Origin of the sequence: Paenibacillus sp. FSL K6-1330, assembly GCF_037976825.1 — a bacterium.
Taxonomy (GTDB): domain Bacteria; phylum Bacillota; class Bacilli; order Paenibacillales; family Paenibacillaceae; genus Paenibacillus_AQ.
Map to the genome: position 1 here is coordinate 3111462 of NZ_CP150269.1, position 21644 is coordinate 3133105.

Here is a 21644-nt window from a genome sequence, read left to right on the forward strand (position 1 = left end):
AGTAAGGTGAGAAATGAAGTAGCCATGGCTGCCTTGATTATGGTTTAATCTATTTAATGGTTACAATTTTAACCCCCTAAACGCAATATTATTGAATTGAGTGCGGTTAGATCATAAAGGATGGACAGCACCGAAAGTATCGGGAGCTTACAACGTCGATAACGGCGATTGTGAGCTCTTTTTGCTTTCCAATAATTAGGTTGCTGCTATAATGAAGATCTGGATGATTCCATTTACGTCCGAATCCATTCAACAGTTGTATACACTTTTTGAAGGAACGGAGATTCATGTTGATAGCATGTTGATGAAAGAGTGCAGCCTGTTCAACAATGAAGTTCACATACAGGATCACATTCCAATCTATTCATGGAATGAGTCGATAAAAAGTTCTTTCGTTTATGCACTGCAGCTTCGAGGTTATAGTAAAAAAACGATAAAAGCTTATTGTAGTCAAGTCCATCGATTTCATGCTTTTGTACAGCAGCAAAATCAGAGGATGGGTCACGAGAAATTGATTCAGAGTTATTCCTTACACTTACTTCATAGGAAATGTTCTCATTCCTATGTTAATCAAGCGCTCAGCGCGATCAAATTCTATGCTCAAAAAGTATTATTGCATGAGGAAACAGTCTCTTATGTTCGCCCTAAGAAAGAAAAGAAGTTGCCGAATGTGTTATCGATGAACGAAGTGATGTTGATCTTAAAAGCACTCCATAATTTAAAACATCGTGCGATCCTATACCTTACTTATTCTTCAGGATTACGGGTAGGGGAAGTGGTCCGGTTGAAAACTCAAAACATTGATTTCGAGCGAAAAACACTTCGGGTTTCTCAAGGCAAAGGTCGAAAGGATCGTCTTACGCTATTATCCGATACAGCTATGGATATGGTTCAACCGTATTTACAACAAGAAAAGCCTGAGAAGTGGATGTTCCCAGGTCAACACCCAGAGCGCCATATGACTGAACGAACGGTTCAAAAAGTGTTCGAACAAGCACGTACTGCCTCTGGAATCCAGAAAAAGGTTAGTATTCACGCCTTACGCCATTCATTCGCTACTCATCTATTGGAAGGTGGAATAGACATTCGCTTCATTCAAGAGTTGCTCGGTCATCAAAGTGTACGCACCACCGAAAGGTATACACATGTGAGTGTGAAGGACATAAGAAGAATTAAAAGTCCGTTAGATCAATTGGAAGAGGAGATTACGGGAGAGGAGTCGTAAACATGGTTGGTGAAGGAGTGTTCATGAAGTTCGTGAACACCCTAAAGAGATGATACTTTTGCGATGTTCGTGAAAAAGACGTTATATGAAATCCCTAATTAAATAGTATAAGGAGAACAAAATGATTAATATTTTTTGTGATTTAGAGAAAAGTACAAGAATTATAGTAAATCAAAGGATTAACGACTATTTAGACATTTACATGACTTTTTATAGAGATCTAGGACCTGAAGAAGGATTTCGTTCACTATTCCCACCAATGATATGGATTGAGGATGATGAGAAATGTATAAAAACCATGATAGAACTAGATGTATGGACAAGAGATGAATATTTACATCATCTTAAACCTATTCATGAATTTGCATTGTATCAAGTTTTATGCCAGACAAATAATGAATTAACTGAAAGAGGGGAAGTAGTGCAAGAAACTCATGATGAAGATATAACTGAAGACGAGTATATATTGAGCAATCCAGACAATATAGACTTCTATTTAGATATTTTATTTCAAGATCATGATTTTTTATGGGTAGCAGATTATCTAGACGAATTTTTTAACAACCCTATAAACTTTGTGGAAAATCGAGATGTTGATCTTGATGATTACCTTGATTTAATGCCAACTGATATCAGAGAAGGGTATCGTAGTATTAAAAATTCTCTTTACCCTGCTAATATTAAGGCTATAAATAGAAAAACTATTCATTCACAAGAAGATTTTTTAGAGCATATTGAAAGCATTATTAACTATTATGTGCATTCAATTACTCTTAAAGATGCTTATAAACTGTTATGGAATGATAATGATCTTGCAAAGAAAGAAAAAAGTGCACAGCAACTTTTTAATTTTATGAGTGGAATATATTGTGAAGATAATAATATTGATATAACTCCTGAAGCTGAAACTGGGAGGGGACCAGTTGACTTTAAATTTTCTTTTGGTAATGCTTTTAAAACTTTAGTTGAAATTAAATTAGCCTCAAATGACCTTGTTAAAGGATTGAAAAATCAAACAGTTCAATATATGAAATCAGAAAGAGTTGATCACGCATATTATCTTGTTATATTAATGCACGATGAAGAACAAAATAAAATAGAAAAGTTGATAGAAAATGCTGATGAAATAAGTAGTAATTCCAAATTTAAAATTAATACAATCATTATTGATGCTAGGAGAACTAACAAACCATCAGCATCAAAGATACGATAGTATTTCAAAGAAGTAAGGGACTTCATATAACATAATATTCATGCTACGGACATTCGTCCTTGGTCCGGCAGGGGGAATTCGAAGAAGCTGGGGCAGCCGGACACATCCGACTCCGTCGGACGTCGTGAATACGGTAAAGTTATACGACAGAATCAAAAAAACAAAGAGAGCCAACAGGCCCTCAATCTAAAGATACATGTAATTCGTTATGTAGGTAAAGAGCGTCCTTAAAACCTTGTAAGTAGATTTCACGTTCTAAAATAGCTTGAACAGAAAGGTCCGCATCATCATAAAGGAATAGAGTCTTTTGTATATCCTCTGGTAGTAGTTCATGTAACTGCTTAAAGTAAAGGTTCCGATCAGATGAGAACTGGTTGTAGCTGAAGTTGTTTTTGATAAGCTCGCCATATAAAGATTCAATTCGATTACGGATCAGTGAATCGAGTAAGATTTCTAAAGAATTATGCATAATTTAACACCATCCAGTTCATTTGATTTTGCAAATAAAAGTTTAACTTATTGAATATAATTTTACCATATCGAACATTCAAGTCAAGACATGTTAAAGATTTTTTTGATAAAGAAAATATACTTTCATATAATTAAAGAAAAATTCACTTCGCGTGTGAAAGGAATATCAGATGATTAGTTACAAACCTTTTCAAAAATTATTGATCGACAGGGAAATTAAGAAGCAGGATTTACTTAAAATGACGGGGATTTCATCTGCTACAATGGCGAAGCTCAATACGAATGAATATGTTTCGCTAGAAGTAATTGATAAACTATGTACAGTTTTAGGTTGTCAGCCAGGAGATTTATTGGAACATATAGCAGAGCAATGACAGATTGGGATCAAGAATGAATGTTGGTTAATCTAAGAAGCGATTCCGTCGTATAACATAATATTCAAGCTGCGGCTCCTAACGGAGCCTTGGTCTGCCAGATGGATTTCGAAAAGGGAATCCAACAGACAACCCCTTGCGGGGTTCATGAATACAGACACGTTAGGTGAAATCCCCGTAAAGATGAAATCTATAATATTAAGTCCATACAAAGGAGCTTAAATAATGAATAGAATGACACGTGATAAAGCCATGCAATATGCCAAATATCGATTGCCTTTTTCAATAGAAGCAAGTAAATATGTTATTGATATAGCGAATGTAAGTGAAGGTGTAGTTGCTGATATTGGTGCAGGAACAGGACTTTTGACAAAACATTTTGTTGGTAATGTAAAGAAGGTATTTGTAATTGAACCTGATTTTGAAATGCGTGAACTTGCAAAGGAACTGATTGGGGAAAGAGAGGATGTAGAATTCCAAGATGGATTAGCTGAGAATACAAATCTGCTTGCACATTCTATAGATCTAATTGTAGCAGCCAATGCTTATCATAGATTTCATCCAGAAAGTACAATTAAAGAATTTAAAAGGATACTTAAACCTAATGGAATGTTAGCTGTTTTTTCATATTATGATGACTCAAATTTTTTCAGGGATACATTGCGAGTATGTAACGATGAACAATATGTTAAGCGATTGACTGAGTCTAGGCACATCAAACCAGTTCAATATTTTTATGGAGACTCAACACCAAATAGATATTTGTTTAAACAAGAGCATAACGAGACATGGGATGAATATTGGGGGGCAGTTATCTCTAGCATGGAATCACCGGATGAGAGAGAGGAATGGTTCGTAACATTTCAAGAAGCACATAAACAACGATTCAATGATTTGGCAAGAGATGGTGTAATTACAGTAATGTACGATACAGAAGTGTGGCTAGGACAACCAAAATATATATAAGATCCTAGGTTTGAAATTCAATGAAGCCGGGGGCATCACCTAACATCGCATTCCTACAGCGGGGCATTAGCCCCTTGGTCGCCGGAGGCATTTCGAGGAAGAGGATTCAAGCGACACATTGATTTCCCTAAGATAAGAGCTATCTAAGGGAAATCAACGTCAGGAATGCACATACGTTATCTGAAAGATCGGCAAAAATCATAATAGAAAACATTGATGGGAGAGCATTTTATGAGGCGCCTGGTAATCATGACGGTTGGAAAAACTCATAGTGGAAAAACCACTTTTGCTAAAGAATTAGAATCTGAACTACAACAAGCCATAGTCATTGATCAGGATAATCATGCTGAATTTATTAATAGCCATTATAAGAAACTTCGCCCTATAGAAGGTCCTAATACTTTTAAATTTTCTATAACAAATGCTATTGTTAACTATGCTATGGAGCAAAGCGATTTCCACATTATCTTAAGCAATTCCAATTTAAATAAATCAGGAAGAACAAATGTACTCCAGAACTTTCATGACAATGGATTTGAAAGTATTATAGTCCACTTTAATTTACCAATTGATTTATTGAAAGAACGTGTTACACAAACCCAAAGAAGTAAAGCTATATTTAGAAGTGCCTTGAACTTTTTGGAAGTATTGGAGAGACAAGAAAATACGATAGAAATTCAACCTACTAAAGATGAAGTTAATTATCTATTTGACATCAAGGACCCCAATGATACTTTGGAAATTATTCAACAAATAAAAGAGATAAGTGAATTTAGATAATTCGAAGATGGCCGATCCATCAGATAACATGGTATTCACGCTGCGTCGCTATCGCTCCTTGGTCCAGCCGAGGTAGAAGAAGTGGAGTCAAAGAGGCATTTCATTTGCAGAGAAGCTAAATCAGCCGGACAACCCTGCACTGCCTAACCGCGTCGCGGCCACTCCCTACGGTCGTTTAAGGCAGTGAGTGTTCGTGAATACAATAACGTTAGGTGAAATATTCGAAGAGCTTTTAAACCATAATAATGGGGGCATTTTAGATGCAAATTGAACAAGCCTTAGATTCAGAAATAATTACTAAACTCAATAGAGATATTCAAGAATTACATTTTTCACTGTATCCAGATCGTTTTAAGCCTTTCGATTTTAAGACGATCAATGAATTCTTTAAGAAAGTAATGGAGAATCCCAAAAATCTATTTTTAATTATTAAAGATAATGATCAATCTCTTGGTTACGTTTGGTTAGAATTCAGAGAATATCAGGAAAGTGCATTTACTAAAAGCTCTAAATCCATATTTGTACATCATCTTAGTATTTCGAAAGAGCATCAAAATAAAGGATATGGTTCATCGTTAATGGATAGAATTTATGAAATTGCAGAAAACAATAGTATTAGTAGGATTGAATTAGATTATTGGTTAGATAATGAAATAGCAAAAAGGTTCTATGAGAAGAATGAATTTATTAGATATCGAGAATTTGTATTCAAACAATTATAAGGGCGGAAACGTAAGAGATGTGCTAGCAATTCAGGAAGTCGAATACTTCACCTAACATTATATTCACGCTTCGGAACCTGGCGGTTCCTCGGTCCGCGAGAAGCGATTGGCAGTGAAGCGAAATCAGCGGACACATCCGCATCGACTAACTGCGCAAGCGCAGCCTTAAGTCAATACTTGAGCAAAACAATGAAGAATTAATTAAATCAAAAGTCTAGATTTTTTTATTACTCTAGTTTAAAACTATAATAAATTGATTACCTAAGTAACAACTGCTGATTAATTACATATTTATGTTATTCTACAAATATGATATGATTCTTGATAGGTTGTTCGTTTTGCTCAACAAAAGGGTAAACCCCCACGGTTCCCTCAACACTATAAAGCGGATTGGAGTGTTGCTTATGAGCAAAATTTGGAGTTGGTTTGATGGAATTGAAGTTACTGCAATGCCTCCTTATGTTGCTATTCAGTTCAAGAAGCCACAAAATTCCGCCAATGTGGGGCAAAGCGAATAACCTAGAACCCTCCAATAAAATGGGGGGTTCTTTTATACAGAAAACATGTAATAATTTAATTTGATCAATTAATGATTAATAAAATAGTTGCAAATATAATATGGAATAAAAATAAAAAATAGATTAACTGAAATGAATAATAAATTAATAAAAACAATAGGTAATAATCTCGGAGAAGCCAAGTACATCGCATAACAAAGTATTCACGCTGCGGGGCAATCGCCCCTTGGTTGTCAGATGTATAATCATGGAGGAAGCTCAGACAACAAACGACCCAGCCTAAGATAAGAGCTATCTAAGGCTGGGTCATTTCGTGAATACAAAAACGTTAGATGAAATCTCTGCAATATTTATTTTAAGTAATTCTAAGTAGAGAGGGTAAGAATCTATGATAAATGTTTCTTATTTAGCATTAACAGAACCAATTAAAATCATTATAGGTGCTTCATCGCAGAACTATGAAGGATGGATACAAACGCAAGAGGATGAACTGGATTTACTAAGATTAGAAGATTGGGAACAAAGTTTCAAAGATCGCAGAATTGAAGTAATACTATCAGAGCACGTTTGGGAGCATTTAACTTACGAAGAAGGAGTTCAGGCTGCAAAGATTTGTTACAAGTATTTGAATACGGGAGGTTATATTCGTTGTGCAGTTCCTGATGGATATTTTCCAAATGAAGAGTATCAGAACATAGTCAAGATTGGTGGCCCAGGACCACTGGATCACCCGGCAGCAAGTCATAAGATAGTACATAATTATAAGACTATAACTACTATGTTTGAGGAAGCAGGCTTTGAAGTAGAGTTATTAGAATATTGTGATGAAGATGGGGAGTTTTATTTTAAAGACTGGAATCCAGAGAATGGATTTATCTATAGGTCTAAGAGATTTGACCATCGAAACCAGAACGGAAATTTGGGATTTGTATCGTTAATTATTGATGCAAAAAAGAAATAATTGGATAGTATCTCGAAGAAGGCAGAGACATCATCTAACATAATATTCACGCTACGGGGCTCACGCCCCTTGATCGTCCGATGTTATAATCATGGGAGATAACTCAGACGACACACGAGCCGACCTAAGATAGGAGCTATCTAAGGTCGGCTCGCGTCGTGAATACTGAAACGTTATAGGAAATCAAAACATATTTGTGGGGGATTAACAAGTGAAGATACTTAATCAAGTTCAAGAAGATGAAGTAATTGCAGAATTCTTACTTGCAGAGATTAATTCAGATAGATTTAAGGAAGGAATATTAAATGCTCTTAGAGATCATGATTTAAATTTACTTATTAAACCCAATTTGAATGATCAAACCGAGAACAAAATTAGACGAGATATTCTGGGTCAGACAAGAGGATACGGTCGCAATACGGATTTGTTTGAGAATTTCCCTAAAGAAGTAAAATGGTATAAAGCTTTATTTAAGAAGCAAGATCTAAAGGAAGTAATGTACATCAACTATAGTTATTGGAATGAATTATCAAGTAATACTAGACTTCCTTTGCAGGCATCTAAGAATATCATGAATCAAATAGAAGTCTATGAGATTAGTAATCAAGGATTTCTAGATATTAACTTAGTTCTCAAGAACGGTAAAGTATTTCCAAGATTAATATTTGTGTCAATGAATGAGAACTCGCAAATAGTCGTATTAGAAGGTCATGCACGGTTAACAGCTTATTTTATTGAAAGTGAATATATACCCTATGAACTAGAAGTATTAATTGGGTACTCTGAGAAGTTTAGTGAATGGGATTTGTATTAAGAACATTGTGTAGGTTGTGCATAGAAGGTACTGACATCCTATAACATCGTATCTGCGCTGCGGTCCATTCGGCCCTTGGTTCGCTAGAAGCGGTATGCTGAGAAGTGGATTCGGCTCACAACCCTGCGAGGCTAAGTCCTTCGGACCCGGTCGCTATGCTCCCTTAAGCCTCTCGGGTTCGCAGATACAGTAACGTTATACGAAATCCTTGTAAAATCATTAAGGGAAGGAGATTAAATGAGATATTTAATAGTATTAATAATTTTATTTTCTCTTATTACAGTTGGCTGTAACAATAATATTGATTTTAATCAATTAGTAGATTCATTAGTTAAAGCGGAGAAGACCATGAATAGTAAAGAGCTAGTTACTACTACTGCAACGAGTTCAAGTTCAAGTGATGGTATGATCAATATTAGAATTATGGTAGAAGATAGATTAACAAATGAACAAGCAAAAGAATTAGTCTTTGATTTCTATGATGAAATAGAAAGAGGAATTACAGATTTAAACCTGTTTAGAAAAAGCTATCAAATTAATTTTGATATAAAGTCTGAAAAAGATGGAGATATAATATATAAAGGGCAAAGAAATAAAGGTGAAGAGCAGATTTGGTGGCAGTTCTAGAAGACAAGGACATCGTATAACAATATATTCACGCTTCGGCAGAAAAGCTGCCTCGGTCCGGCATGAAGTTAGAAGTGGATTCCGTGAGGCATTTCAGTTGCAGGGAAGTGTAATCAGCCGGACACATCCGCACCGACTAAGCGCATCGCGCCCGGCGACATTCGTCGCCTTAAGTCGGTGGGACGTCGTGAATACGGGAACGTTATATGAAAGATCGGCCCTAATACCTTTTTGTAAGCAGAGTCGTTCGACCCGTCCATGGGTCTGAGGTTTTTTTGTTGTATTTTTTTACCGCAGATGATAGTGTAATGTATAAAGCCAACTAAATTAGTTGGAATTATAACTTGGAGGGATGACTTTGTCCAGAATTGCAAAGAATCTCACAGAACTTATAGGTAATACTCCATTATTAGAGCTAGCTAATTTTACAAGAAAACACCAAGTTAAATCGAAAATCATTGTAAAATTGGAATACTTCAATCCTGCAGGCAGTGTAAAGGACAGAATTGGATTTGCAATGATTAAAGACGCTGAAGAAAGAGGTTTGATAAATCAGAATTCAGTAATCATTGAACCTACAAGCGGGAATACAGGTGTAGGGCTAGCCTTCGCAGCTGCAGCATTAGGATACAGATTGATCATCACTCTTCCTGAAAGTTTCAGTGTCGAACGTCGAAAATTATTGATTGCTCTAGGAGCGGAACTAGTTCTAACACCTGCTCCTGAAGGAATGTCAGGAGCAATAAAGAAGGCTGAAGAAATAGCGGCAACTATTCCAGATTCATTTATACCTCAACAATTTAAGAATCCGGCAAATCCAGAAATACATAAAAAGACGACAGCAGAAGAAATTTGGAGAGATACTGAAGGTAAAGTAGATATCTTTATTTGTGGTGTTGGAACAGGAGGAACAATATCTGGAGTAGGTGAAATACTTAAACAAAGAAAACCTACAGTAAAGATTGTCGCAATAGAGCCTTCCGACTCTCCAGTGCTTTCAGGAGGCAATAAGGGAGTTCATAAAATTCAAGGAATCGGCGCTGGCTTTGTTCCTGATAACTTTAATAGATTAGTTGTTGATGAAATTATACAAGTAAGAAATGAAGATGCATTCGAAACTGCTCGCTTTCTGGCTAGATCTGAGGGATTATTAGTTGGTATTTCATCTGGTGCTGCGGCATATGTTGCACTACAAGTTGCAATGAGACCGGAAAACGAAGACAAGAACATAGTAGTACTTCTTCCAGATACAGGTGAACGGTATTTATCGACTGCTCTTTATCCAGAAGTATAAGAAAAGTGAGTGAGCAGCTACATAATAGTGTAGCTGCTTAGCTTTTTTGTGAACCGACATCGTGTCTTTATTCGAAGAAGAGGGCTGATCCATCAAATAACATCGTATTCACGCTTCGGGGCATTCGCCCCACGGTCCGGCCGGAGTTAGGTGTGGATTCGATGAGGCATTTCAGTAGTAGAGAAGTATAATCAGCCGGACACATCCGCACCGACTAAGCGCATCGCGCCCGGCGACTTCGTCGCCTTAAGTCGGTGGGACGTCGTGAATACATTAACGTTAAGTGAAATACAAGTAAAAACATAGAGAGGCATAAACCATGAATACTAATGATATAGAATTCTTTGGCGATATGGACATTATAAGAAAAAGACTGGCTACCCTTGATTCGAATTTTTTTGAGACGATCTACAACAAGGACTCTTGGTACATAAAAGCGCAAGACTTATTTTCTGCGGCAAATGTTTTGAAAACCAGCATTCAACAAGAATTGAATAACAGGTTAAAAAATGAATCTGCATCTTTAAAAATTATGTTAGATTCAACTAACTTATCAAGTTCTTATATGCTGTTAGTTGGCTTTGCATTAGAGAATTTTTTGAAAGGAATTTTCATTGCACGAGAACCTCATAATCAAGAAAGTTTAAATAAAATGTTTCGGTTGAGTCATAATCTTAATGATCTTGCAGATCACTTAGAAATCGAAAAAACAGAAAATGAAAAGGAAATACTAACAAGGTTAACTAAGTATACGATTTGGGATGGTAGATATCCGACCCCAAGCCAGAAGAAAGAAAAGGAGTTTTCAAGTTCAAGAGGGATATTTTTATATAACATTGATTTTAAGATCATTGAAGGCTTAGTAAAGAAATTAGAAGCTGAGTTTTATGGATTCGAAGAAGACTTGTACATCACTTAACATAATATTCACGCTGCGGGCATACGCCCTTGGCCCGGCATTCGCCGGACACCCAGCATGCGCTGGGTCGTGAATACAGGAACGTTATGTGAAACCTATGCAAAGTAAATTCTCAAGGGGGTGACCCAATGAAGAGAATAATGGTAGTTGCTCTGATGATGATGTTATTTGCTGGTTGTAGTCCCAAAGAAGGGACCGAAATAAACCGGACTCTAAATGAAGGTGGAGGATTTATTTTAGAAGTAACTGAAGATCGTATTTTAGTGATTGAGAAGAAATATATGAATAAGACTTGGAAGGATATTATGGAGGAGTATGTCGGAGAAGCAATATGGTTAAGAACCAATACAAGAAACTTAAAACCTGGTCAAAAAATACATTATAAAATTAAGGGTGGAATCGACGAATCATACCCCTCACAAGCAGAAGCCAAAGAAATAAAGATAGTAAAGGAATAACATTTGGAAGTATTCAACGAGGGCATAGGCATCACATAACAGAGTATTCACGCTTCAGGACTATCGCCCTTTGGTTGTCAGATGTATAATCGTGGAAGAAAGCTCAGACAACAAACACCCCAGCCTTAGATAAGAGCTATCTAAGGCTGGGGTGTATCGTGAATACAAGAACGTTATAGGAAATCATCGTAAATCGTAACATCAAATTAAGTACCTATTGGCATTAATATCCTCAAGTGAGCAGCAAAATCGCAAAGCACATGATTATCGTGAAAACATTGATTATTCTCATGATAAAATTAATAATGTATACATAGCTTATCAAGGAGGCGGTTCAATTGGTAACCATGAATATTCGGACAGAAACTAGAAGGATAGCGCCTACTCGTCCATAAACTGCGTGTTTCTTTCATGATGAGGGCAACCAGTACATGCAAGAATATCAAACTATAAAAATGAATGATTTTTCAAATGATCAGATCAATCAAATCAGAATGCTAGAACAGTTGTGCAAGATATACGATAAGTCAAGTTTGAGGGTGGGGATCGAAAGCCTTAAAGAGATATATGGAGATCAGGCTTTTCTTTGCCAACACGAAGATCAGTTAATCGGTTTTCTAAGTTGGTATTCTTCAGATGGGATTGAAGCTAATATTAATAGTATGGTTCATCCGCAATTCCGCCGTTCTGGTGTTTTTCGGGGATTACTTAAAGGGGCAACGTCGGAGATGCAAATGCATGGCATCCTTACTTGCCGTTTCAGAATTACATCAAACTCTGAGTCAGGTATTGATTGTATAAGACATTTAGGGGCTAGCTTTAGTTCATCTGAATTCTCTATGACCTTCAAGGGCGTAGAAGTTACAAAATTATGTTTCGGAGACGTTAATTTGCGATTGGCTGTAGAACAGGATTTAGAGTTTTTGATTAAGTGTTTATCTCAGGCTTTTGGAGATTCAGAGTCTTGGACTAGGAAGTATTTGAGCCATACTAAAGAGCCTTCACGTATTACTTATATTGCTATGGACAGTCTGACACCAGTATAGGGATGATTAGAGTTAATTGTCTTCATACGAATACTGCTATTATCCATGATTTTTGTGTGCTTCCCGCAATTCAGGGGAGAGGATATGGCCGTGAAATTCTTTCGAGGGTAGTTAAGCTTTTGCAAAGTCAAGAGTATTCTCAAATCCGCTTGAGTGTAGTTACTCAAAATAGACGTGCATTAAGTCTTTATCAGTCAATAGGATTTGATGCTTCTTCCAAATCTCTTTATTATGTGATCCCTATTAATAACATTTAGTTGATTAAGATAAGGAAAAGAACTAGTTACAAAGTAAAAGATCTTGTTGGTATATCAAAGAAGACGCTGACATCCTATAACATAGTATTCACGCTGCAGGGCTATCACCCTTTGGTTGTCAGATGCTAATCATGGAAGGAAGCTCAGACAACAAACGACCCAGCCTAAGATAAGAGCTATCTAAGGCTGGGTCATTTCGTGAATACAAGAACGTTATAAGAAATCAGCGCAAAAACTTAAAACCCAAAAGCAAAGCAAATTTTTCCTTGTTAAACTAACGGGCAGGATAGTTTAATGGTTACATAAACATCACTTATCTATTATTTAGAGAATATCCATAATAGAATTTGGAGTTGATAGAATGAAATATGTTGAAGATAGATTATATGCAGAGCAATTGTTAAATGAAGCAGAAATATTAAATCCTGGACCTTGGGTTCAACACTCAAAAAACGTGGCAAAGGCAGCCGAATATATAGCGTTAGATTTACTAAAGGCTGGATACGAAATTGACCCAAATATAGCTTATACAAGTGGACTATTACATGATATTGGTCGATATATAGGTTTTACCCCTTCAGTCATTCATGCACTGGATGGCTATCTATTTATGATTAATAAGGGCTTCGAGGGCACTGCTAATGTTTGTATTACACATGAAATTGCAATAACAGATTTAGAGCTAATTAACGGTTGGACGGAAATCCCCCTTCACGTACAAAAACAATTAAGTGCACTACAAAATCAAATTGAATGGACAATCTATGACAAACTAATAAGAGTATGTGATGCATTAGCAGATGATAAGGGATTTTCAACAATAGAAAAGAGAATCGTATCGGCTGCCATTAGAAATGGAGTCAATTCTAATTCTCCAATTTCATGGAAATACTACTTCATTATTAAGCAAGAAATTGAAAGTATTATTCAAAAATCAATTTACAGGTGTCTTCCTAATATTGAAGAATCTATATATACGGATATGGCGTTAATAGGAAGAAAATAAAGTAATCTAGTTAGCTTAGAACTGCTATTTGAGTACTCATTCACTGAACTAACTGGAGACGTTAGTTAAAATAGTGTGTAAGTAGTTCGAAGAAGGCGCTGACATCTTATAACAACACATTCACGCGTCGGGCCTTACGGCCCTTGGTCGCCGGGAGGCATTTCAAGGAAGTGAATTCAGGCGACAACCCTGCGAACCTAACCGCATCGCGGCCGCCCCCGTTGGGGGCTTAAGGTTCTCGGGTTCGTGAATGCGGGAACGTTATGTGAAAGTGATGCAATATTATAAAAAATTATACTTACCGGAGCGATTCGAGATGATTAGAAATACAGTTCGGGCATTGATAATTCAGAACGAAATGTTGCTAACAATTAAGAAAGAGCGTCCTGAAGTAGGTGTTTATTATACCTTACCTGGAGGAGCTCAAGAGACAGGTGAAACCTTGGAGCAGACTTTGCAACGAGAGTGCTTTGAAGAACTTGGAATTGATATTTTGAATAGTAAATTAGTTTGTGTAAGAGAGTACATATCTAAGAATCATGAATATTCTTTTATTATGAAAGAAGTTCATGCAGTAGAATTTATTTATGAATGCAACAGCAATTCGACTACTTCTTATTTCTTTAGCTCACAGGCTGATGTTGGACAAATCGGAATTGAGTGGTTACCAATTGAAGGTATTAAACAAGCTGTATCTCAGTCGGCTGAGTTATCAAAGCCATATAAATTTCCTAATACAACTAATGACTTTTTCAAGGAATACTTTATAGGCCAGATAACAGAACCATATAGAAGTCAGATATTTGAAAGTTGATCAAGAAGGCATCACCATCACATAACACTGTATCTACGCTGCGGGCTACGCCCTTGATTCGCAAGATGTGGTAGGCAAAGAAGTGGATTCAGCTCACAACCCTGCGAGGCTAAGTCCGTCGGACCCAGTCGCTGGCGCTCCTTTAAGCCTCTCGGGTTCGTAGATACCAAAACGTTATCTGAAAGACCGGCAAAAATCATAATAGAAAACATTGATGGGAGAGTATTTTATGAGCCGCCTGGTAATCATGACGGTTGGAAAGACTCATAGTGGAAAAACCACTTTTGCTAAAGAATTAGAATCTGTACTACAACAAGCCATAGTCATTGATCAGGATAATCATGCTGAATTTATTAATAGCCATTATAAGAAACTTCGCCCTATAGAAGGTCCTAATACTTTAAAATTCTCTATAACAAATGCAATTGTTAACTATGCTATGGAGCAAAGCGATTTCCACATTATCTTAAGCAATTCCAATTTAAATAAATCAGGAAGAACAAATGTACTCCAGAACTTTCATGACAATGGATTTGAAAGTATTATAGTCCACTTTAATTTACCAATTGATTTATTGAAAGAACGTGTTACACAAACCCAAAGAAGTAAAGCTATATTTAGAAGTGACTCGAACTTTTTGGAAGTATTGGAGAGACAAGAAAATACGATAGAAATTCAACCTACTAAGGATGAATCTAATTATCTATTTGACATCAAGGACCCCAATGATACTTTGGAAATAATTCAACAAATAAAAGAGATAAGTGAATTTAGATAATTCGAAGAAGGCCGATCCATCAGATAACATGGTATTCACGCTGCGTCGCTATCGCTCCTTGGTCCGGCCAAGGTAGAAGAAGTGGAATCAAAGAGGCATTTCATTTGCAGAGAAGCTAAATCAGCCGGACAACTCTGCACTGCCTAACCGCGTCGCGGCCACTCCCTACGGTCGTTTAAGGCAGTGAGTGTTCGTGAATACAAGAACGTTAGACGAAAGATTATGAAAAATGACTGTGAGGCATATCCGGTGAAGACTGAATTAATTAAATTCATAAATGAACACTTCCATGAATTATGGATGGACATAAATGTCCGATTTGAACTTGGAGAACCATACCAGAATGGATCTGAAGAGAGAATTAATCAAGTGAACTATAGAGTTAATTCAATTTTCGATTTCATATTTAATAAAGACGAAGAAATCTATCTCTTCATTAAAGATCCCCAAATAGAAAATGACATAATGTTTGGTAATACCACTCCAAATTATTTATATGAATTATTAAACGATTTCGATCTAGAAGAAGATAAATATATTGAATATGACGAAGACTACGATGAAGCTGGAAACACAATACAAATTACTCGCGAGTTTCTCGTCAAGATCCTATATAGTCGAGTTCGGTATATACCATATAGAGAAATATTGAGTGGGATTGCAAATTATGAACAAGGTCGAGAACCTTCTATTGTTCAGAGCATCTATTTTGTCAGCATTTCGAAAGGAATTGTATTTTATATGTACGATGACAGAGGATGTATCGCCTATTCAAATTCAAAAGAGAAGTTGAAACCGCTATATACTAAAAATAATGAATGGATTGTTAATTATTGGCGTGAGTACATAGACAGCATATTCAAGGAAGTATAATCCTCCGTCTAACAATGTGTTCACGCTTCGGGGGGCAAGCCCCCTCGGTCCCGGAAGATGAGTCGGGAAGGTAGTTGCCGGGACACATCCGCACCACCTAACCGCATCGCGGCCGCTCACTCCGTTCGTTTAAGGTGGTGGGACGTCGTGAACACGGAAACGTTATACGACAGAACAAATAAATAAGGAGAAGGATATTTATGAGCTATATTAGAATAAAAAGCATTAGTGTTGAAAACTATAGATCATTTGGAACAAGACAGACAATACATTTTCCTGATCAGAATCATAAGAAACCTATAGCTATCGTTGGGTATAACAATTCGGGGAAAACAAATTTTCTTAACGCAATTCTATATGGGATAAAAGAGAAAAGTGTTAATAAAGATACATTCACAATTAACGATTTTCACAACCGTGATTACAATAATCGTCCTTTTATTGAAACTGAAATTGAAAGCAGCATAGAAGTTAAAGGAGACGGAAACCCAGCAGAGCTTAAAGGATTTCATTCATTAAGAATAAGCGTGGTGGATAATGAAATTGAGCACGCTGGAGTCAGATCTTTTCGTGACAAGGAACAATTAACAAAAAATCCTGCTGCTTCGGGAGCATCAAAGTATTTCAGGATTTTCTATGTGAATTTTCATGATGTGAAAAAAGAGTTATCAACAAAGAAGACTAGCTGGGGAAATCTTACTTCGTTTTTAGCGAAACATATTAAGAAAATTGTTGAAGTAGATGCGAACATGAAAGGGAAAAGAGAAACTTTTGAAGGAGAAGTGAAAGATTCAACTGAAAAGGTTCTGGCAGATTCGAAGTTACACAGTTTTCTTGAGGATATAAGGTCTAATTATTCAAAAAACCTAAGAGACAGTAACTTTTTTATAGGTTTTGAGTTGCCCGATTATGAAGACATTTTTTTGGATATGATTTTTAAAATCGGCTTAAATGGTGATACCGAAAACCTAATTTCTATAGATCATTTCGGTGATGGATATATTTCTATGTTTGTTATGGCTATCATTCAAGCAATTGCTGAGAGCAACAAGAGTGATCAATGTTTATTTTTATTTGAGGAGCCCGAAAGTTTCTTACATGAAAATCACCAAGAGTACTTTTACAAAACTGTCCTCTGCAACTTGGCAGAAAAAGGACATCAAGTTATATATAGTACTCATTCTGACAAAATGATAGATGCTTTTGACACACGAGGACTTATTCGTTTTGAATTTGATGAAGAAGCACACGAAACAATTTTGAAATATAACAAACCAGATGAGAACATTTCAGAAACTGATTTAGAGGGTTTCTCTTTGGATCAAATAGCAGACTTTAATAATTACATTAAAATGATAGAGCCAAACTTGAATAAAATTGTGTTCAGCCAAAAGGTGGTTTTAGTAGAGGGGCCAAATGATTTACTGACCTATAAAGAAATTATAAAGAAAAAGGTCTATCTATTAACCAAAGATTCTATGTATTCAGAGACATACTTAAACTTTAAGAATATTTCTATAATCCCTCATCATGGGAAAATCACAGCTAGAATTCTAGTTAAGCTATGTAAACACCTTGGAGTAGAATTTTTCTGTATAAATGATTTTGACTTCAAACACAATTTCATTTCAGAACTTTCATTTAATTCGCTTAAAGATTTGCAAAAAAGCGAATTATATACAAAAAAGGTAGTGGATTTAGAAGAATTTAATTCTAAAGGCAAACCTCTAAGTGACAGTACAAAACGACAAATGCTTACTACAAATTGGGGATTAATTAAAGAAGCTTCTTTGGAAAAAATACATTTTAACATTCCTAAGTTAGAAGCTGTGATAGGTTATGAATCAAATGATAAAAGCAGTTTAGGCATATGGACTAAACTCCAAGAAACATCAGAATTCGGAGAAGAAATTTTTCCAACATCTCTAAAGAAATTCGTTGGAATTGAAACTTTAGAACAAACATGTTCCAACCAATAATCGAATCAAATACTTCATGTAAATTCAAGTAATGTTCCGTCGTATAACATAATATTCACACTGCGGACATTCGTCCTTGATCCGGCATTCGCCGGATACCCAGCATGCGCTGGATCGTGAATAGGGGAACGTTATCAGGAATTTATGCATTGATAAAAGGAGAATTAACTTGAAAACAATCTTAGAAATAAAGGACTCATTTTTTAATAAGCTTACTATTCTGAGGAATTTTTATATGTCTTCTCTTCTAGAAAACGAATTAGCGAATACTCAAATAGAAAAAAATAAATATGATAGCATTTCTTTAGAGTCAAAATATAAAAACGAAGAAAATAAATTTATTTTTGGTAGGAAAGATGATGGCTTTTTAGCAACTGAAGTAGAAGTCAATGAATGTATTCATATGATAACTAGCAACAACGAAAAGACAAAAATGCTAATTAACTTGTTGATAATAAATCTCTGCTCGGCCTTCGAATCTTTTCTAATTGAATTATTTGAATACTATCTAAAAAGCTATCCAGAACATATAAATAACTCTCAAAAACAAATGAAGCTACAAGAAGTATTTAAATTTAACGATATTAATGAAATTAAAGAAGACTTAATTGGTCAAGAAATTAAGAGTTATGTATTTCGCCCTCTAGAAAAACAAATCACTGATTTGGAAGAACACTATAAAGTTAAATTTGGATTTAGATCAGAAAATAGGGCAGCTAAAGTCATATTTATTAAGAGGAATTGCATTGCTCACAATCAAAGCCTTGTGAATAGGGAATTGTTTGAGATATTGACTCACGAGCAAAAGTCTAGAAACAGTATAGGGGAACCAATAAACACTTCGGAATTTGAATTTAGCGAAGATATACATTTGTTAAACTTGATGGGCAGAAGAATAGTAACAACTATTCAAACTAAAATTTCTGAGCAATCAGAAAAGCAAAAAATCTGATAACATAATATTCACGTTGCGACATACGTCCTTGGTTCGAATTGCCTGACACCCAGCATACGCTGGGTCGTGAATACAGGATCGTTAGCCGAAATTAGTTTGAAGTTCATATAAAAGCATTGGAGATAATTAATGATACAATCAAAACAAATGTATAATACTACAAATACTTTAACAGGATACATATTTGAGTATGAACTAGCAAATATGATGAAACAACATCAAGACTTTAGTTACGTCATAATGGAAAGTCAAGGACATGGCGATTCTGGAATTGATATTATTGCAGATTATCGAGGAGAAACAATTTTAATCCAGTGTAAAGTAAGTCCTATTTTCTCAATGAATCGATTGGAACAAGTCATAAAACAGTTATCTGTATATAAATCCTCTAAAGATAAAGTAGTTTTAGCATTTCCGGGAGAATTATCATCAAAGCAAAAAAGCGATTTAAGAAAACATGATTGGTTGACAATATGGGACATTGATAAGCTTTCAAAGATATTTTATTCGCAGATAAGAAGGTCACAATCAGATGAATTAAAAAGACTATTCGAAAAAAATGAGTTGTTCAGCACTACAGAAGAAGATGAACTATTAACACAATTGAACAAATGTTCAAAGGGGACTAGGCACTGGATGGCCTATCAAAAGATCTGTGCTAACATACTGGAGCACCTTTTTTGCCCTAATCTAGGTAAACCGATTATTGAGCTTTCGGATCACGTAAGGGCCAATAGAAGAGACATTATTATGGCTAACTATTGCGATGAAGGATATTGGAAATACCTGAGAGGTAGATATAGAGCTGATTATATCATTGTTGACTCGAAGAATTATTCGACCAAGGTAGACAAAAGTTGTGTATTACAGATGGCGAATTATTTAAAAGATTATGGCCCTGGAATGTTTGGAATTATAGCTTTAAGGACAGAGCCAAAAGAATCAGCAATTCATACCCAAAGAGAGATTTGGATGGCACACAATAAATTGATTATTTTTGTAAATGATACAGATTTCGAACAAATGCTAATGCTAAAAAAGAATGGGAATTGTCCAGAAGAAGTTATTAAACAGAAAATTGAAGATTTTAGATTAGGCCTATAATTGAAAGACAAAATAACAACGGCTAACATATTATTCACGCTGCTGACATTCGTCCTTGGCCCGGCATTCGCCGACCACCCAGCATACGCTGGGTCGTGGATACAGGAATGTTAGCTGAAATTTTCTGAATTAAGCAAAGGAGAATACAGTAATGGATTTCACTATGATACAAGATGAAGAACTTTTTGAAGAACCTTTTCTTTCAGAGTATAGAGATGAAATGAAGTTTTTTTATTCTGAACTTGTTGACCTTAATTTACATTTATTCATTATAGACAAAATTAGAAGGTTTAGATTTGACTTATTTGTCAGTCCCAATCAAACGATTTTTTTCAGCACTGTTCTAAATAGTTTTTTTGATTCAAGTATATTACGTATAACTCGTTTAGTTACAGATGCTAAAGAAAGTCTTAGGACAATCAAGCCTTTTAAAAATAAAATAATTAAAAATATGAAACCACATTATGTAGATGACTTTAAAAAGAGATTAAAAGAAGTTGATTTTGAAAAAAACACGAATGAATTGCAAAATAAAATTAGGGCTAGAAGAGATCAACGAATAGCGCATATGATTCGTAATGTTAGTGAAGAGGAACTACGGAATTCTACAGTATATTTAAAGGACTTGTTTGATTTACGAGAACAACTAAACTTATTGCTTTCTGCACTGTCTTTTGGAACTGCACGAATGATGCTACCACTAGCTTATAGCGAGCTGGTTGAGCATCCAGTAGGCGTTGATAGCAGAACAGACATCGAAAGAATATTAGATCAAATAGCATTTGATAGTCAGATTGTGTCTCTTCCTGAAGCTTGTCCAATATTGTGGGAAGCCCGGAAAAAACAATTAGAAGAGCATGACATACAGGAGATAAATAGGTATAGACAAAAACTTGGATTAGCAAACGTTTAAGTAATTCGAAGATGATGGTAACTTCAGCTAACATAGTATTCACGCTGTGTACATTCATCCTTGATCCGGCTTTCACCGGACACCCAGCATGCGCTGGGTCGTAAATACAGGAACGTTAGCTGACAGAATTAATAATAATAAAACAGAGGATCCGTGGACCCTCTAAATGCCAGAGTTCTGCAACTCACAAAAGAGTTGTAGAGCATCTTTGAAGCCTTGTATGTAGATACTTCTTTCTAGGATGGACTGGACAGAAATTTGAGCGTCTTCATAAAGAAAAACCGTATGTTGAAGTTGATCGGGTAAAGCTTCACGAAGTGTTTTGAAATATTGATCTATTTCTGAAGAAAGATGATTGTATTCGGTATGATATTCTGAAAGTTCAGTGTAGAGTAATTCCAAACGTATTCTTATGAGTGGTTCTGCTAATGATTCTAATGTATTAACCATATGTCCCCCTCCTCGTTAACTCTATAGAGTTATTATATAACCTCATGAAGTCAATTACAAGGTGAATATTTGACTTTATAGAGTTAATACTTCGCTTTTCGTTGATGATTGCTGGTATGGGAGATAA

23 protein-coding genes are annotated in these 21644 nt (G+C 35.7%); 21 read left to right on the top strand and 2 right to left on the bottom strand.

The window, feature by feature from the left end:
• Nucleotides 1-211: 211 nt before the first annotated feature.
• Nucleotides 212-1225: a site-specific tyrosine recombinase/integron integrase gene (gene xerA / locus NYE54_RS14205; RefSeq protein WP_339272567.1), complete on the top strand. Its 1014-nt coding sequence runs from the start codon at nucleotides 212-214 to the stop codon at nucleotides 1223-1225.
• Nucleotides 1226-1346: 121 nt separating this feature from the next.
• Complete coding sequence (locus NYE54_RS14210) at nucleotides 1347-2438, top strand: hypothetical protein (protein WP_339272569.1); 1092 nt, start codon at nucleotides 1347-1349, stop codon at nucleotides 2436-2438.
• 181 nt (nucleotides 2439-2619) lie between these two features.
• Here the strand turns inward: NYE54_RS14210 and NYE54_RS14215 are convergent, their stop codons facing one another.
• The gene (locus tag NYE54_RS14215; RefSeq protein WP_339272571.1) at nucleotides 2620-2907 is read right to left on the bottom strand and encodes a hypothetical protein; all 288 of its coding nucleotides are present in this window, start codon (nucleotides 2905-2907) and stop codon (nucleotides 2620-2622) included.
• Between the two features lie 172 nt (nucleotides 2908-3079).
• Between NYE54_RS14215 and NYE54_RS14220 the strand changes: the two genes are divergently transcribed.
• The 19 genes from NYE54_RS14220 to NYE54_RS14310 all read left to right on the top strand — a co-directional run bounded on the left by NYE54_RS14220 (nucleotide 3080) and on the right by NYE54_RS14310 (nucleotide 21067).
• The gene (locus tag NYE54_RS14220) at nucleotides 3080-3283 is read left to right on the top strand and encodes a helix-turn-helix transcriptional regulator (RefSeq protein ID WP_076326647.1); all 204 of its coding nucleotides are present in this window, start codon (nucleotides 3080-3082) and stop codon (nucleotides 3281-3283) included.
• A 225-nt stretch (nucleotides 3284-3508) separates the two neighbouring features.
• Nucleotides 3509-4249 carry a class I SAM-dependent methyltransferase gene (locus NYE54_RS14225; protein ID WP_339272573.1) on the top strand — a complete coding sequence of 247 codons (741 nt, stop codon included), beginning with the start codon at nucleotides 3509-3511 and terminating at the stop codon, nucleotides 4247-4249.
• Nucleotides 4250-4480: 231 nt separating this feature from the next.
• On the top strand, nucleotides 4481-5029 hold the full coding sequence (locus NYE54_RS14230) for an ATP-binding protein (protein WP_339272575.1): 549 nt from the start codon (nucleotides 4481-4483) through the stop codon (nucleotides 5027-5029).
• A 260-nt stretch (nucleotides 5030-5289) separates the two neighbouring features.
• Entirely contained in the window at nucleotides 5290-5751 is a 462-nt protein-coding gene (locus NYE54_RS14235) for a GNAT family N-acetyltransferase (protein ID WP_339272577.1), read from the top strand.
• A 906-nt stretch (nucleotides 5752-6657) separates the two neighbouring features.
• Nucleotides 6658-7230 (top strand): SAM-dependent methyltransferase, encoded by a 573-nt coding sequence (locus NYE54_RS14240; protein ID WP_339272579.1) that lies wholly within the window; start codon nucleotides 6658-6660, stop codon nucleotides 7228-7230.
• Nucleotides 7231-7441: 211 nt separating this feature from the next.
• On the top strand, nucleotides 7442-8044 hold the full coding sequence (locus NYE54_RS14245) for a hypothetical protein (RefSeq protein WP_339272580.1): 603 nt from the start codon (nucleotides 7442-7444) through the stop codon (nucleotides 8042-8044).
• 237 nt (nucleotides 8045-8281) lie between these two features.
• The gene (locus NYE54_RS14250) at nucleotides 8282-8671 is read left to right on the top strand and encodes a hypothetical protein (RefSeq protein WP_339272582.1); all 390 of its coding nucleotides are present in this window, start codon (nucleotides 8282-8284) and stop codon (nucleotides 8669-8671) included.
• 358 nt (nucleotides 8672-9029) lie between these two features.
• Nucleotides 9030-9965, top strand: coding sequence for a cysteine synthase A (gene cysK, locus NYE54_RS14255; RefSeq protein ID WP_339272584.1), 936 nt, complete (start codon nucleotides 9030-9032; stop codon nucleotides 9963-9965).
• 319 nt (nucleotides 9966-10284) lie between these two features.
• On the top strand, nucleotides 10285-10884 hold the full coding sequence (locus tag NYE54_RS14260; protein WP_339272586.1) for a hypothetical protein: 600 nt from the start codon (nucleotides 10285-10287) through the stop codon (nucleotides 10882-10884).
• A gap of 128 nt (nucleotides 10885-11012) precedes the next feature.
• On the top strand, nucleotides 11013-11342 hold the full coding sequence (locus tag NYE54_RS14265) for a YobA family protein (RefSeq protein ID WP_339272588.1): 330 nt from the start codon (nucleotides 11013-11015) through the stop codon (nucleotides 11340-11342).
• A gap of 431 nt (nucleotides 11343-11773) precedes the next feature.
• The gene (locus NYE54_RS14270) at nucleotides 11774-12388 is read left to right on the top strand and encodes a GNAT family N-acetyltransferase (RefSeq protein WP_339272590.1); all 615 of its coding nucleotides are present in this window, start codon (nucleotides 11774-11776) and stop codon (nucleotides 12386-12388) included.
• A gap of 618 nt (nucleotides 12389-13006) precedes the next feature.
• Nucleotides 13007-13651, top strand: coding sequence for an HD domain-containing protein (locus NYE54_RS14275; RefSeq protein ID WP_339272592.1), 645 nt, complete (start codon nucleotides 13007-13009; stop codon nucleotides 13649-13651).
• Between the two features lie 316 nt (nucleotides 13652-13967).
• Entirely contained in the window at nucleotides 13968-14465 is a 498-nt protein-coding gene (locus NYE54_RS14280; protein WP_339272594.1) for an NUDIX domain-containing protein, read from the top strand.
• Between the two features lie 229 nt (nucleotides 14466-14694).
• On the top strand, nucleotides 14695-15243 hold the full coding sequence (locus tag NYE54_RS14285; RefSeq protein WP_339272596.1) for an ATP-binding protein: 549 nt from the start codon (nucleotides 14695-14697) through the stop codon (nucleotides 15241-15243).
• Between the two features lie 249 nt (nucleotides 15244-15492).
• A complete protein-coding gene (locus tag NYE54_RS14290) occupies nucleotides 15493-16116 on the top strand; it encodes a DUF3885 domain-containing protein (protein ID WP_339272598.1) in 624 nt (207 codons plus the stop codon).
• Nucleotides 16117-16316: 200 nt separating this feature from the next.
• Complete coding sequence (locus NYE54_RS14295) at nucleotides 16317-18095, top strand: AAA family ATPase (RefSeq protein WP_339272599.1); 1779 nt, start codon at nucleotides 16317-16319, stop codon at nucleotides 18093-18095.
• Between the two features lie 169 nt (nucleotides 18096-18264).
• Nucleotides 18265-19047 (top strand): hypothetical protein, encoded by a 783-nt coding sequence (locus NYE54_RS14300; RefSeq protein ID WP_339272601.1) that lies wholly within the window; start codon nucleotides 18265-18267, stop codon nucleotides 19045-19047.
• A gap of 132 nt (nucleotides 19048-19179) precedes the next feature.
• On the top strand, nucleotides 19180-20154 hold the full coding sequence (locus NYE54_RS14305; protein ID WP_096773474.1) for a restriction endonuclease: 975 nt from the start codon (nucleotides 19180-19182) through the stop codon (nucleotides 20152-20154).
• 151 nt (nucleotides 20155-20305) lie between these two features.
• Nucleotides 20306-21067: a hypothetical protein gene (locus NYE54_RS14310; RefSeq protein ID WP_339272605.1), complete on the top strand. Its 762-nt coding sequence runs from the start codon at nucleotides 20306-20308 to the stop codon at nucleotides 21065-21067.
• Between the two features lie 162 nt (nucleotides 21068-21229).
• Here the strand turns inward: NYE54_RS14310 and NYE54_RS14315 are convergent, their stop codons facing one another.
• Nucleotides 21230-21517 carry a DUF6809 family protein gene (locus NYE54_RS14315; protein ID WP_096773476.1) on the bottom strand — a complete coding sequence of 96 codons (288 nt, stop codon included), beginning with the start codon at nucleotides 21515-21517 and terminating at the stop codon, nucleotides 21230-21232.
• Between the last annotated feature and the right edge of the window lie 127 nt (nucleotides 21518-21644).

Bases quoted from the DNA above. Each gene is read 5' to 3' on its own strand.
- xerA (WP_339272567.1), top strand. From the start codon at position 212: ATGAAGATCTGGATGATTCCATTTACGTCCGAATCCATTCAACAGTTG.
- NYE54_RS14210 (WP_339272569.1), top strand. From the start codon at position 1,347: ATGATTAATATTTTTTGTGATTTAGAGAAAAGTACAAGAATTATAGTA.
- NYE54_RS14215 (WP_339272571.1), bottom strand. From the start codon at position 2,907: ATGCATAATTCTTTAGAAATCTTACTCGATTCACTGATCCGTAATCGA.
- NYE54_RS14220 (WP_076326647.1), top strand. From the start codon at position 3,080: ATGATTAGTTACAAACCTTTTCAAAAATTATTGATCGACAGGGAAATT.
- NYE54_RS14225 (WP_339272573.1), top strand. From the start codon at position 3,509: ATGAATAGAATGACACGTGATAAAGCCATGCAATATGCCAAATATCGA.
- NYE54_RS14230 (WP_339272575.1), top strand. From the start codon at position 4,481: ATGAGGCGCCTGGTAATCATGACGGTTGGAAAAACTCATAGTGGAAAA.
- NYE54_RS14235 (WP_339272577.1), top strand. From the start codon at position 5,290: ATGCAAATTGAACAAGCCTTAGATTCAGAAATAATTACTAAACTCAAT.
- NYE54_RS14240 (WP_339272579.1), top strand. From the start codon at position 6,658: ATGATAAATGTTTCTTATTTAGCATTAACAGAACCAATTAAAATCATT.
- NYE54_RS14250 (WP_339272582.1), top strand. From the start codon at position 8,282: ATGAGATATTTAATAGTATTAATAATTTTATTTTCTCTTATTACAGTT.
- NYE54_RS14260 (WP_339272586.1), top strand. From the start codon at position 10,285: ATGAATACTAATGATATAGAATTCTTTGGCGATATGGACATTATAAGA.
- NYE54_RS14265 (WP_339272588.1), top strand. From the start codon at position 11,013: ATGAAGAGAATAATGGTAGTTGCTCTGATGATGATGTTATTTGCTGGT.
- NYE54_RS14270 (WP_339272590.1), top strand. From the start codon at position 11,774: ATGCAAGAATATCAAACTATAAAAATGAATGATTTTTCAAATGATCAG.
- NYE54_RS14275 (WP_339272592.1), top strand. From the start codon at position 13,007: ATGAAATATGTTGAAGATAGATTATATGCAGAGCAATTGTTAAATGAA.
- NYE54_RS14280 (WP_339272594.1), top strand. From the start codon at position 13,968: ATGATTAGAAATACAGTTCGGGCATTGATAATTCAGAACGAAATGTTG.
- NYE54_RS14285 (WP_339272596.1), top strand. From the start codon at position 14,695: ATGAGCCGCCTGGTAATCATGACGGTTGGAAAGACTCATAGTGGAAAA.
- NYE54_RS14295 (WP_339272599.1), top strand. From the start codon at position 16,317: ATGAGCTATATTAGAATAAAAAGCATTAGTGTTGAAAACTATAGATCA.
- NYE54_RS14305 (WP_096773474.1), top strand. From the start codon at position 19,180: ATGATACAATCAAAACAAATGTATAATACTACAAATACTTTAACAGGA.
- NYE54_RS14310 (WP_339272605.1), top strand. From the start codon at position 20,306: ATGGATTTCACTATGATACAAGATGAAGAACTTTTTGAAGAACCTTTT.
- NYE54_RS14315 (WP_096773476.1), bottom strand. From the start codon at position 21,517: ATGGTTAATACATTAGAATCATTAGCAGAACCACTCATAAGAATACGT.